The sequence below is a fragment of the Pseudomonas lijiangensis genome, assembly GCF_018968705.1.
Taxonomy (GTDB): domain Bacteria; phylum Pseudomonadota; class Gammaproteobacteria; order Pseudomonadales; family Pseudomonadaceae; genus Aquipseudomonas; species Aquipseudomonas lijiangensis.
Genome location: NZ_CP076668.1, coordinates 959,853 through 972,769, shown reverse-complemented (window position 1 = coordinate 972,769; position 12,917 = coordinate 959,853). Strand labels below are relative to the sequence as shown.

Genomic DNA, 12,917 nt, shown 5'->3' with positions numbered 1-12,917 from the left:
CGTGAAGCCAGCAATTGTCCTACTTCAATAAGCTCAGAACAACCACTGCATATTATTGTCCCACTAGAATCGCTCGTCGCAGGCCCCCTTTTTGGGGTGGCGACGCCGTCAGAACCGCTGTTGCAGTAGTTTTTCCACCGGTGGTGGGTTTTGCCGACAGCCTTGTGTCATGATGCTCCAAACCGCAGGTAAGCCGCCTTTCTTATATATGACTAGATCCTCCGCGTTGTTCCTCGCCCTTGTCTTTCTCGGCGGCTGCCAGTCCATGGCTCCCGTCTCACAGCAACCTGTGACTGAACAGAAAGACACACCTCCCGCGCCTGAAACAAAGCCGCTGGTCTATGGCTCGTTCACTCAGGACACCCTGGTCAGCCTGCTCAGTGCCGAACTGGCAGGCCAGCGTAACCGTTTCGACATTGCGCTCGACAATTACGTCACCCAGGCGGTCAAGACCCAGGATCCGGGCGTTTCCGAGCGGGCCTATCGCATCGCCGAGTATCTGGGCGCCGATCAGGCCGCTCTGGATACCGCCATGATCTGGGCGCGCAACGACCCGACCAACCTGGAAGCGCAAAGAGCCGCTGCGATTCAGCTGGCACGCTCCGGACGCTATGACGACTCCATGATGTACATGGAGAAGGTTCTGCAGGGTCAGGGCGATACGCATTTCGACTTCCTGGCGCTCTCTGCCGCAGAAACCGACACCGATACCCGCAATGGTCTGCTCAAGAGTTTCGACCGGCTGCTGGGCAAATACCCGAACAACGGCCAGTTGATTTTCGGCAAGGCGCTGCTGCTCCAGCAGAACGGAGACTCCGAACGCTCACTGCGCCTGCTTGAAGACAATCCGCCCAAGGATGGCGAAATCGCGCCGATCCTGTTGCGCACCCGCCTGCTGCAAGGCATGGGTCGTGGCAAGGAAGGACTGCCGATCCTGGAAAAAAGCCTCAAGAAATACCCGGAAGACAAACGCCTGCGCCTGACCTACGCCCGCATGCTGGTCGAACAGAACCGCATGGAAGACGCCAAGGTGCAGTTCTCCAGCCTTCTGAAACAATACCCGGATGACGACGAACTGCGTTTCTCCCTGGCGCTGGTCTGCCTGGAAGCCAAGGCCTGGGACGAGGCAGCCGTTTATCTGGAAGAGCTGGTGGAACGAGGCGCGCATGTCGACTCCGCGCACCTGAACCTGGGCCGTATCCACGAAGAGCGCGACGACCCGCAAAGCGCCCTTGCCGAATACGCACAGGTCGGGCCGGGCAGTGACTTCCTGTCCGCCCAGCTTCGCCAGAGCGACATTCTGATGAGCAACGGCAATGCCGCCGAAGCCTCCAAACGCCTCGCCGAAGCCCGCGACTCGCAGCCGGACTACGCGATCCAGCTGTACCTGATCGAAGCCGAAACCCTGACCAGCAACAATCAGCCCGACCGTGGCTGGCAAGTGCTGAATCAGGCGCTCAAACAGTATCCGGACGACGTGAACCTGCTTTACACACGCGCCATGCTGGCTGAAAAGCGCAACGACCTGGCGCAGATGGAAAAAGACCTTCGGGCAATCATCAAGCGCGAACCGGAAAACGCCATGGCCCTGAACGCCCTGGGTTACACCCTTTCGGATCGCACGACCCGCTACGCCGAAGCCAGGGAGCTGATCGAAAAGGCTCACACCCTGACACCGGACGATCCTGCCGTGCTCGACAGCCTGGGCTGGGTCAATTACCGCATGGGCAACCTGGACGAGGCAGAGCGCCTGCTGCGCATGGCGCTCGAACGCTTCCCCGACCACGAAGTCGCCGCTCACCTGGGCGAAGTGCTCTGGGCCAAGGGCGAACAGCGTGAAGCCCGTAAAGTCTGGGGTAAAGCCCTGGAACAGCAACCTGACAGCCCTATTCTGCGTAGCACCGTGCTGCGCCTGACCGGATCAGAGAATCTTTGACGTTATGTTTTTGCGCCATGTAATCGTATTCAGCCTCATTGCCCTGCTCACCGGCTGTGCCGGCCTGACTTCCCGCGAAGCCCTTCAGGGCAAGGGCGACGCCGCGCAATGGCGCGAACACAAGCAACAACTGAGCAGCCTCGACGGCTGGCAGATCAACGGCAAGGTCGGCATTCGTGCTCCCAGGGACTCCGGCAGCGGGACCCTGTTCTGGCTGCAACGCCAGGATTATTACGACATCCGCCTCTCCGGCCCTCTGGGACGTGGCGCGGCACGCCTGACCGGGCGTCCCGGCGGCGTGACTCTCGAAGTGGCCAATCAGGGTCGCTATGAAGCGACCAGCCCGGAAACCCTGTTGCAGGATCAACTGGGCTGGAAACTTCCGGTCTCGCACCTCGTCTGGTGGGTACGCGGCCTTCCCGCTCCCGACAGCAAGAGCAGCCTGACCCTGGATGACGACAGCCGTCTGGCCAGCCTCGAACAGGATGGCTGGCAGGTGGAATACCTCAGCTATGCCGAGCAGAACGGTTACTGGCTCCCTGAACGCATCAAGCTGCACGGCCAGGATCTGGACGTCACGCTGGTCATCAAGGACTGGCAGCCCCGCAAACTGGGGCAATAAGCATGAGCACGCCAACCCTGACCCTGCCTGCTCCTGCCAAGCTGAACCTGATGCTGCACATTCTTGGCCGTCGTCCTGACGGCTATCACCAGCTGGAAACCATCTTTCAGTTTCTCGACTACGGCGACGAACTCGGCTTCGCCGTTCGCGAGGACGGTGAAATACGCCTGCAAACCGATGTTCCCGGCGTTCCTCACGACAGCAATCTGATCGTCAGGGCTGCCAGGGCCTTGCAGAAACAGTCCGGCTGCACGCTGGGCATGGATATCTGGCTGGAAAAACGCCTGCCCATGGGCGGCGGCATCGGTGGCGGCAGTTCCGATGCGGCAACCACCCTGCTCGGCCTGAATCATCTCTGGAATCTTGGCTGGGACGAAGATCGCCTGGCCGCTCTGGGCCTGACTCTCGGGGCCGACGTCCCGGTTTTCGTGCGTGGGCGTGCCGCATTTGCAGAGGGTGTGGGAGAAATTCTCACCCCTATAAACCCCGAAGAACCGTGGTATTTGGTACTTGTGCCGCAAGTATCTGTAAGTACAGCAGAAATTTTTTCAGATCCACTGTTGACACGTGACACTCCTCCCATTAAAGTGCGCCCCGTTCCCAAGGGAAACAGTCAAAACGACTGTAGAGCGGTTGTAGAGAAGCGTTATCCAGATGTACGTAACGCTTTGAATTTGTTAGGTAATTTTACCGAAGCAAAATTAACCGGAACTGGAAGTTGTGTGTTTGGGGCCTTCCCAAACAAAGCTGAAGCTGATAAAGTCTCGGCCCTTCTTACAGAGACCCTTACAGGGTTCGTAGCAAAAGGAAGCAACGTTTCGATGTTGCATCGCAAGCTACAGATTCTGTGAAAAAGGAATCGAGTGCCAGGCACTCGGATTGATTCAATACAGGGGCGTCGCCAAGCGGTAAGGCAGCAGGTTTTGATCCTGCCATGCGTTGGTTCGAATCCAGCCGCCCCTGCCATTTTCTATACTCATCCAGGTATACCCTCAGCCTCCAGGTACTGCGCGTGTCCAAGATGATGGTCTTTACGGGGAACGCTAACCCCGATCTGGCTCGGCGTGTAGTACGTCAGCTGCATATCCCTCTCGGTGACGTCTCTGTCGGTAAATTCTCCGACGGCGAGATCAGCACTGAGATCAATGAAAACGTCCGCGGTAAAGATGTCTTCATTATTCAGCCGACTTGCGCTCCGACCAACGATAACCTGATGGAACTCGTCGTGATGGCTGATGCCTTCCGCCGCTCCTCAGCGTCCCGAATCACTGCTGTGATTCCTTACTTTGGTTATGCCCGTCAGGATCGCCGTCCGCGTTCCGCACGTGTTGCCATCAGCGCGAAAGTCGTTGCTGACATGCTGACCGTGGTGGGTATCGATCGTGTTCTCACGGTTGATCTTCATGCTGACCAAATACAAGGTTTCTTCGATATTCCTGTAGATAACATCTACGGCTCCCCTGTTCTGGTGGATGACATCGAAGATCAGCGCTTTGAAAACCTGATGATCGTTTCCCCGGATATCGGCGGCGTCGTGCGTGCACGTGCTGTTGCCAAATCCCTGGGCGTCGATCTCGGGATCATCGACAAACGCCGCGAGAAAGCCAATCACTCCGAAGTGATGCATATCATCGGTGATGTCGAAGGGCGTACCTGTATTCTGGTCGACGACATGGTCGATACCGCCGGCACTCTGTGCCATGCGGCAAAGGCCCTGAAAGAGCATGGCGCTGCCAAGGTCTTTGCCTACTGCACACACCCTGTGCTGTCGGGTCGGGCGATCGAAAACATTGAAAATTCCGTGCTGGACGAACTGGTGGTGAGTAACACCATCCCGTTGTCCGCTGCTGCACAAGCCTGTAGCCGTATCCGTCAACTGGATATCGCACCGGTAGTCGCTGAAGCGGTTCGCCGTATCAGCAACGAAGAATCGATCAGCGCGATGTTCCGCTAAGGGTTTTCCCTGGCGTTCATCTCGTCGACGAAAAGCGCCCCGCCCTGGCATCCGGTCAGGGCGGGGCTTTTTTGCCCATATCGCATTGGCGCTGGTCGCAAACGCCAAAGCGAGTGTGGTTATTTTGGAGAAACAAAATGAATGATTTCACTCTGAATGCTGAACTGCGTTCCGACCTGGGGAAAGGTGCGAGCCGCCGCCTGCGTCGTCTCGCAAGCCTGGTTCCAGCTGTTGTCTACGGTGCTGACAAAGCCCCTGAGTCCATCAGCATGCTGGCCAAAGAAGTTGCCAAACTGCTGGAAAACGAAGCTGCTTTCAGCCACGTTATCGAGCTGAATGTTGGTGGCAAGAAGCAGAACGTCCTGATCAAGGCACTGCAGCGTCACCCAGCAAAAGGTCACGTACTGCACGCTGACTTCGTACGTGTTGTTGCCGGCCAGAAACTGACCGCCATCGTTCCGGTTCACTTCATCAACGAAGAAGCTCCGATCAAGAAAGGCGGCGAGATCTCGCACACCACTACCGAGCTGGAAGTTTCCTGCCTGCCTAAAGATCTGCCTGAGTTCATCGAAGTCGATCTGGGCGCTCTGGAAATCGGTTCCAACGTTCACCTGTCCGACCTCAAGGCGCCAAAAGGCGTTGAGTTCGTCGCACTGGCGCACGGCACCGACCTGGCTATCGCCAACGTCCACGCTCCACGCGTAGCTGCAGAAGACACCAAAGAAGAAGGCGCTGCCGAGTAATTCATTACTTGGTAACGTCGGAGTTGCTCAGGAAACATCGCGAGCGATAGCAGGCAAAGCGGGCGGGATCGCGGAGTTTACATCATGGTAAATGAGCACTTTTCGTCCACCGTTGCCGCTTTCGCAAGCGGTGTTATCCACAACTCCAAGGAAGAGCCCCTGTCGTGACCGCCATAAAACTGATCGTTGGCCTGGGAAACCCTGGCACTGAATACGAACAGACCCGGCATAACGCAGGGGCTCTTTTCGTTGAGCGTATTGCTGCGGCGCAACGAGTCAACCTCGTTCCCGAGCGCAAATTCTTTGGCCTGACCGGACGCTTCACGCATCAGGGTCAGGATGTTCGTCTGCTGATTCCTACTACCTACATGAACCGCAGCGGTCAGGCTGTAGCGGCACTCGCCGGCTTCTACCGCATTTCGGTCGATTCCATTCTGGTAGCGCACGACGAACTCGACCTGCCTCCCGGCGTTGCCAAACTGAAAGTTGGCGGCGGGCACGGCGGTCACAACGGTCTGCGCGACATCATCGCGCAGCTCGGTAACCAGAACACTTTCCATCGCTTGCGGCTTGGCATCGGCCACCCAGGCGATGCCAGCAAGGTCTCCGGTTTTGTCCTGGGTCGAGCGCCACGCGCCGAACAGGAAAAACTGGATGCCAGTATCGACTTTGCCCTCGGCGTGCTGCCGGATATCTTCGCCGGTGAATGGAACCGGGCGATGAAAAACCTGCACAGCCAGAAGGCCTGACATCACTCGAGGGGAAACACCATGGGATTCAACTGCGGAATCGTCGGCCTGCCTAACGTCGGCAAGTCCACCCTGTTCAACGCCCTGACCAAGTCCGGCATTGCGGCAGAGAACTTTCCCTTCTGCACGATCGAACCCAACACCGGTATCGTGCCGATGCCCGATCCGCGTCTGGACGCTCTGGCCGCCATCGTAAAACCCGAGCGCGTCATGCCGACCACCATGGAGTTCGTCGACATCGCCGGTCTGGTTGCCGGTGCTTCCAAAGGCGAAGGCCTGGGCAACAAGTTCCTGGCCAACATCCGCGAAACCGATGCCATCGCCCACGTGGTCCGCTGCTTTGAAGACGAGAACGTGATTCACGTCTCCAACAGCGTCGACCCGAAACGCGATATCGAAATCATCGACCTCGAACTGATCTTTGCCGACCTCGACAGCTGCGAGAAGCAACTGCAGAAAGTCACTCGCAACGCCAAGGGCGGCGACAAGGATGCAGTGGCCCAGAAAGCCGTACTGGAAAAACTCATCCCGCACTTCACTGAAGGCAAGCCGGCACGCAGCCTGATGAAAGGCATGAGCGCCGACGAGAAGCTGGTTATCCGCGGCTTCCACCTGCTGACCAGCAAGCCTGTGATGTACATCGCCAACGTTGCCGAAGACGGTTTCGAGAACAACCCGTTCCTGGACGTCGTCATGGCCATCGCCGAAGAAGAAGGCGCGATCGTGGTACCGGTCTGCAACAAGATCGAAGCCGAAATCGCCGAGCTTGAAGAAGGCGAAGAGAAAGACATGTTCCTCGAAGCCCTGGGCCTCGAAGAGCCAGGCCTGAACCGCGTGATCCGCGCAGGCTACGAACTGCTCAACCTGCAGACCTACTTCACCGCTGGCGTGAAAGAAGTCCGCGCCTGGACCGTCCGCGTAGGTGCCACCGCACCACAAGCCGCTGCCGTGATCCACACCGACTTCGAAAAAGGCTTCATCCGCGCCGAAGTCATCGCGTACGAAGACTTCATCCAGTTCAAGGGCGAAGCCGGTGCCAAGGAAGCCGGCAAATGGCGCCTGGAAGGCAAGGAATACATCGTCAAGGATGGCGACGTGATGCACTTCCGCTTCAACGTCTGACGCCAGCCGTAGCTTGCCACGGACGCTGATGCACCTCAAAGCCCCCGTAATCGCCTGGCGATTCGGGGGTTTTGTGTTTCTACAGGTTTATACAGGCATCCGGAAAATCAGTTGGGACTGAGCCTGCCCACCTGATTACACCCCTTCCCCGCCGAAGCAATGCAGGGCGATACAAACAAGTTGCCGCGATAAGCCCCGGCCCATGTCCTGCAGGAAACGATCAGCCACATCACTGCCAGAAGCATCACCAGCACGACGCCCGTCACGTTGAAAAACCCCAGATCCAGCATCGCTCCCAGCTTCAGGGTCGTGGCTGCGTATATGCCCAACGGAAAAATGAATCCCCACCAGCCCAGGTTGAACGGAATGCCAGTCCTGAAGTAACGCTGGGTGATCAACAGGGCGAGCGTCAGCCACCACAAGCCAAGCCCCCAGAACAGAATGCCGACGATCAGGCCGAGGCCTTTGGCAACGTCACCGATGCTTGCCAGACCATGAGCAGCAAAGATGGCTGGCGCATCGGCACCCAGTACCAGCATACCCATGGCGCCGGTTCCAATCGGACCCAGGGACAACCAGCTCGATGCCGCCATGCTTTCGTGAGGCAACTTGTGCAAGGCCATGCGCAGCAGCAGGATCACCAGAATGCTCAAGGCAACCGGCACCGAATACGCCCACAGGACATAACTGGTGATGAGCACCATGAACTGCGAACTGCTATCTGTCAGGTGAGGAGCCAGCAGACCGCCACAGGCAGCGGCCACCTCGGCAGCTACGACGGGCAAGAGCCATACGGCCGTCATCTGGTCGATGCTGTGCTGCTGGCGGGTAAACATCATGAAAGGAATCAGTACCCCGCAAACCAGTGCCATCGCAACGTCGACCCACCACAAGACCTCGGCCAGGGCAATCACCGAAGCGCCCCAGCGCGGCAACCCGTACTGGAGCAGCCCGCTGATGATCGTGGCCAGCCCCATGGGAATCGTCCCGAAGAACATCGAGACAGTGGAGTGGCCGAAAATCTGTTTGGCCTCATGGAAAAACAGTACCCAGCGGCTCGCATACATCACGCTGAACACCACGAACAAACCGATGTTGAAAAGCCAAAGAGCCTCGCCCAGAGACTTGAGCAATGGCGCGGCAAAAGGCAGTTGCCCCAGCAGCAGGGCCAGAATGCCGGTGCCCATGGTGACGGCGAACCAGTTGGGCGTGAATTGACGGATGGCTTCCCGAGGGCTCGAAAGAGCAGCCAATGGTCGACCGCGCCCCGTGATCGCTGCTGGTCCGATGTTGCTCATGTGAATGCTCCCGCCTGATGACATGAGCAAAGTCTAGGGAAACCATAATAATTATAAAAACGGGTAATATAGGTTTCTCTTACCCGTTTTACAGGTAGATCGAGTGAAGCTGAGCCTTCGTCAATTGCAGATTTTCTGCGCTATCAGCCAGCATGGCAGTACCACCAGCGCTGCACTGGCGGTATCGCTGTCGCAATCGGCCACCAGCGCGGCATTGAATGAGCTGGAAAGCGCCCTTGAAACCCGTCTGTTCGACCGAGTGGGCAAGCGGCTGGTGCTTAACGACAACGGTCAGGCCTTGCTGCCTCAGGCCAGAAAGATGCTCGAAAGCGCACAACAGATCGAAGCAGGCTTTCAGCCCGGTAATGCGGACATGAAAACACGCCTGCGAGTGGGATGCAGCACCACCATAGGCAACTATGTGCTGCCGCTGATTCTGGGCGAGCTGCGCCAGTCAGCCCCTCAGCTACAAGTCGATGTCGAAATGGGCAACAGCCTGACCATCGCCAGAAAAGTCGCCGACTTTGAAATCGACATGGGCCTGACCGAAGGCCCCTGTCATCTGCCCGAACTGAGCGCCGAACCCTGGCTGGTGGATGAGCTGCTGACAGTCGCTGGCAGCCAGCATCCATTGGCCAGGCAAGAGCACGTCACCCTGAGCGACCTGCAGGATGCCGAATGGCTGCTTCGCGAGCCGGGCTCGGGCACTCGTGAAGTCGTCGAGCAACTGTTGCTGAGGCATTTGCATGGCCTGTCCGATATCCGGCAGATCGGCAGTTCCGAAGCCATCAAGCACACGCTGGCCCAAGGCATCGGTATCAGTTGCCTCTCACGCTGGGTGGTTGCCGATCTGCTGGCATCAAAGCAGTTGAAGGCGCTGAGTGGCGATATTCCACCCTTTACCCGACGCTTTTTCATGATTCGCCATCGGGAGAAATTCATCTCCGCGGGGCTTGAGCGCTTCTGGAACAGTTGCAGCCAGTTCGAGGAAAACCGTTTGCAGGGAGTGACATAGATGCAGCCTTTGAGCGCACGCGAGGTTTATCAGCAATTGCGGGACACGGCTCAGGGCATTCATTCCCTGCAATTGGCGCAGCACCTTGACTCGGGTCTGCTGCAAATCACGCTCGAAGGCTGGTGCCTGACCCTCGACTTCAGTGACAGGCATCTGCACCATTGCCAACGCTGCCGGGCCCCGGATGGCAGGGAGTGGAATCTGGAAACCCAGCGTTACGGTACAGATCCGGTCAGCCTGCTGAGCACCTGGGAGCTGGCACAGATCGAGCGATTGCTGCTTCAGGCCTGCGATAGCGATTTTTCCATGTAAAATGCTGCCTTGTACTATCGTCAGGTCAGCTTGTCCCTTACAGTCGCGACCTCCAGTGGGCGCACTCAAGTCTTGTCAGAATCCAAGGTAAAAACTCTCGTGAAGATCTTAGTAACAGGTGGTGCAGGCTTCATTGGCTCGGCGGTCATTCGCCATATCATCGCCAACACGACCGATGCTGTGGTCAATGTCGACAAGCTGACCTACGCCGGTAATCTCGAATCCCTCCAGTCGGCGGACAAGAGCGAGCGTTATGCTTTCGAGCATGTGGATATCTGCAACCGTGAAGAGCTCGACCGGGTCTTTCGCGATCACCAGCCCGATGCGGTGATGCACCTGGCTGCCGAGTCCCATGTGGACCGCTCCATCAGCGGGCCTTCGGAGTTCATCCAGACCAACATCATCGGCACTTACGCGCTGCTGGAAGCCGCTCGCGGCTACTGGAACGGACTGGACGATACGCGCAAGGCAGCGTTCCGCTTCCACCACATTTCCACCGATGAAGTGTATGGCGACCTTGAAGGGCCTGAAGACCTGTTCACCGAGACAACGCCTTATCAGCCAAGCTCGCCGTACTCGGCCAGCAAGGCCAGTTCCGACCATCTGGTGCGCGCCTGGAGCCGGACCTACGGCCTGCCGACACTGGTCACCAACTGCTCGAACAATTACGGCCCCTGCCACTTCCCGGAGAAGCTGATCCCGCTGATCATTCTCAATGCACTGGAAGGCAAGCCACTGCCGATTTACGGCAAAGGCAATCAGGTCCGTGACTGGCTTTACGTGGAAGATCACGCACGCGCACTCTACAAGGTGGTGACCGAGGGCGAGATCGGCGAAACGTACAACATCGGCGGTCACAACGAAAAACAGAACATCGAAGTGGTGCACACTGTCTGCGCCCTGCTCGACCAGCTTCGTCCCGACTCGGCCTTCCGCCCCCATGCCGACCTGATCACTTATGTTCAGGACCGCCCCGGGCATGATCTACGCTATGCAATCGACGCCAGCAAGATTCAGCGTGAGCTGGGCTGGGTTCCCGAGGAAAGTTTCGAGTCCGGCATCCGCAAGACCGTGCAGTGGTACCTCGATAACCCTGAGTGGGTCGCTCATGTGAAAAGCGGTAGTTATCAACAATGGATCGATAAAAACTACGCATCGCGCACCGGGAAAGCATGAAAATACTTCTACTTGGGAAAAACGGTCAGGTCGGATGGGAGTTGCAGCGCTCGCTGGCAGTGCTTGGCGAAGTGATAGCGCTGGATAGACATCCTGCACAGACCACTTGCGGCGAGCTGGCTGGCGACCTGGCTGATCTGACCGGCCTGCGGGATACGATTCGTCGTGTCCAGCCCCAGGTCATCGTCAATGCCGCGGCCTATACGGCCGTCGACAAGGCCGAGAGCGAGCGTGAAGCGGCACACCGGGTCAATGCCCTGGCCAGCCAGGTCATGGCTGAAGAAGCACGCCAGCTCGACGCCCTGCTGATTCACTACTCGACCGACTATGTGTTCGATGGCACAGGCACAAACGCCTGGAAAGAAACCGATGCTGTTTCGCCCATCAACCATTACGGCGCAACCAAACTCGAAGGTGAGCAGCTCATTGCTGCATCGGGCTGCAAACACCTGATCTTTCGTACCAGTTGGGTGTACGCGGCACGCGGCAACAATTTTGCCAAGACCATGCTGCGACTCGCCAAGGATCGTCCGACGCTCAATGTCATCAGCGATCAGATCGGCGCCCCCACAGGCGCTGAGCTGCTGGCGGATGTAACGGCAGTTGCCCTGCAACAGACACTGGCACGCCCGCAACTCGGCGGGATCTATCATCTGGCACCGGCAGGCGAAGTGTCATGGCATGCCTACGCGCAATATGTCATCGATTTTGCCCGAGCCAATGGCGAGCAACTGGCAGTAGAGGCCGTAAACCCCATCGGGACCGTCGACTACCCGACTCCCGCGCAACGGCCTTTGAATTCGCGCCTGGACACAACAAAACTGCGCAGCGCCTTTTCCCTGCACTTGCCGGATTGGCAAAGTGGTGTAACCCGAATGCTCATGGAAACCCTGAATAAATGATCACGACCAACCGTAAAGGCATCATCCTGGCCGGAGGCTCGGGCACTCGTCTGCATCCGTTGACCCTCGGCGTTTCGAAGCAAATGCTGCCGATCTACGACAAGCCGATGATTTTCTATCCTCTGTCGGTGCTGATGCTGGCAGGAATGCGTGAAATCCTGATTATCTCCACGCCGGACGACTTGCCCTCTTTCCGCAAGCTCCTGGGAGACGGCAGCCAGTACGGCATCGAACTCACCTATGCAGAGCAACCCAGCCCCGATGGCCTGGCACAGGCTTTCCTGATCGGTGAAGAGTTCATTGGCAAGGATCCATGCTGCCTGATCCTTGGCGACAACATTTTCTACGGTCAGCACTTCTCGGAAAAACTGCACGCCGCCACCCGGCAAAGCAGCGGTGCGACGGTATTCGGCTATCACGTTTCCGATCCCGAGCGCTTTGGCGTGGTGGAGTTCGACGACAGCGGTCGGGCACTGAGCATTGAAGAGAAACCGGCCAATCCGAAATCCAGCTATGCCGTTACCGGGCTGTATTTCTACGATAACCAGGTTGTCGAAATCGCCAGAAACATCAAGCCTTCCGAGCGTGGCGAACTGGAAATCACCGACGTGAACAGGGCCTATCTGGAACAGAAAAGCCTGACGGTGGAAATTCTGGGCCGCGGTTTCGCCTGGCTCGACACGGGCACCCACGAATCGCTGCTGGAAGCGAGCCACTTCGTGCATACCATCGAACAGCGCCAGGGCTGGAAAGTGGCATGCCTCGAAGAAATCGCCTACTCCAATGGCTGGATCACGGCTCAGCAACTGGGTGATCAGGCTGAAAAACTGAAAAAGACCGGCTACGGCCAATACCTGCAAAAGCTGCTGAAACACGGTTCGTTCTGACCCGCAGCGCTCCGCCTCTGCCTTTGGCTGCATCACGTGGCCAAAGGCGATCTCTCTGCAACGCCTTCCTCTTACCATCTGTCCGATGACCGGCACCTCAAGCTCTGAACGCTTGCGGCCGATAACGGCATGACCGCGCATTTAAAAACCCCACCCACCACTGCTTTATAGTAATTGCATTTGGCCATCATTTAGATCAAA

At 57.7% G+C, this 12,917-nt stretch carries 13 protein-coding genes and 1 tRNA gene; 13 read left to right on the top strand and 1 reads right to left on the bottom strand.

Features of this window, described 5'->3' with window-relative positions:
* Positions 1-208 precede the first annotated feature (208 nt).
* The 8 genes from KQP88_RS04250 (at position 209) to ychF (ending at position 7,126) form a co-directional block, all read left to right on the top strand.
* A complete protein-coding gene (locus tag KQP88_RS04250) occupies positions 209-1,936 on the top strand; it encodes a tetratricopeptide repeat protein (protein ID WP_074569149.1) in 1,728 nt (575 codons plus the stop codon).
* 4 nt (positions 1,937-1,940) lie between these two features.
* Positions 1,941-2,558, top strand: a complete 618-nt coding sequence (gene lolB / locus KQP88_RS04245) for a lipoprotein insertase outer membrane protein LolB (RefSeq protein ID WP_216704929.1) — start codon at positions 1,941-1,943, stop codon at positions 2,556-2,558.
* 2 nt (positions 2,559-2,560) lie between these two features.
* Positions 2,561-3,409: a 4-(cytidine 5'-diphospho)-2-C-methyl-D-erythritol kinase gene (ispE, locus tag KQP88_RS04240; RefSeq protein ID WP_216704928.1), complete on the top strand. Its 849-nt coding sequence runs from the start codon at positions 2,561-2,563 to the stop codon at positions 3,407-3,409.
* Between the two features lie 40 nt (positions 3,410-3,449).
* Positions 3,450-3,524 (top strand) — tRNA-Gln (locus KQP88_RS04235).
* Between the two features lie 46 nt (positions 3,525-3,570).
* A complete protein-coding gene (locus KQP88_RS04230; RefSeq protein ID WP_025258597.1) occupies positions 3,571-4,512 on the top strand; it encodes a ribose-phosphate pyrophosphokinase in 942 nt (313 codons plus the stop codon).
* 137 nt (positions 4,513-4,649) lie between these two features.
* Complete coding sequence (locus tag KQP88_RS04225; protein WP_200995372.1) at positions 4,650-5,255, top strand: 50S ribosomal protein L25/general stress protein Ctc; 606 nt, start codon at positions 4,650-4,652, stop codon at positions 5,253-5,255.
* Between the two features lie 164 nt (positions 5,256-5,419).
* On the top strand, positions 5,420-6,004 hold the full coding sequence (gene pth, locus KQP88_RS04220; RefSeq protein WP_025258595.1) for an aminoacyl-tRNA hydrolase: 585 nt from the start codon (positions 5,420-5,422) through the stop codon (positions 6,002-6,004).
* A gap of 21 nt (positions 6,005-6,025) precedes the next feature.
* Positions 6,026-7,126: a redox-regulated ATPase YchF gene (gene ychF / locus KQP88_RS04215; RefSeq protein WP_200995371.1), complete on the top strand. Its 1,101-nt coding sequence runs from the start codon at positions 6,026-6,028 to the stop codon at positions 7,124-7,126.
* A gap of 107 nt (positions 7,127-7,233) precedes the next feature.
* Here ychF and KQP88_RS04210 read toward each other — a convergent pair whose 3' ends face one another.
* Positions 7,234-8,424, bottom strand: a complete 1,191-nt coding sequence (locus KQP88_RS04210) for a TDT family transporter (RefSeq protein ID WP_216704927.1) — start codon at positions 8,422-8,424, stop codon at positions 7,234-7,236.
* Between the two features lie 103 nt (positions 8,425-8,527).
* On the opposite strand from KQP88_RS04210, the gene KQP88_RS04205 reads away from it, so the two are divergent.
* The 5 genes from KQP88_RS04205 (at position 8,528) to rfbA (ending at position 12,716) form a co-directional block, all read left to right on the top strand.
* Entirely contained in the window at positions 8,528-9,439 is a 912-nt protein-coding gene (locus KQP88_RS04205; protein WP_216704926.1) for a LysR family transcriptional regulator, read from the top strand.
* Positions 9,440-9,751, top strand: a complete 312-nt coding sequence (locus KQP88_RS04200) for a DUF7693 family protein (RefSeq protein ID WP_122320377.1) — start codon at positions 9,440-9,442, stop codon at positions 9,749-9,751.
* A 99-nt stretch (positions 9,752-9,850) separates the two neighbouring features.
* The gene (gene rfbB, locus KQP88_RS04195; protein ID WP_216704925.1) at positions 9,851-10,927 is read left to right on the top strand and encodes a dTDP-glucose 4,6-dehydratase; all 1,077 of its coding nucleotides are present in this window, start codon (positions 9,851-9,853) and stop codon (positions 10,925-10,927) included.
* The gene (rfbD, locus tag KQP88_RS04190) at positions 10,924-11,829 is read left to right on the top strand and encodes a dTDP-4-dehydrorhamnose reductase (RefSeq protein WP_095067191.1); all 906 of its coding nucleotides are present in this window, start codon (positions 10,924-10,926) and stop codon (positions 11,827-11,829) included. The genes rfbB and rfbD overlap by 4 nt, the downstream gene beginning before the upstream one ends.
* On the top strand, positions 11,826-12,716 hold the full coding sequence (gene rfbA, locus KQP88_RS04185; RefSeq protein ID WP_200995368.1) for a glucose-1-phosphate thymidylyltransferase RfbA: 891 nt from the start codon (positions 11,826-11,828) through the stop codon (positions 12,714-12,716). The genes rfbD and rfbA overlap by 4 nt, the downstream gene beginning before the upstream one ends.
* Positions 12,717-12,917 lie beyond the last annotated feature (201 nt).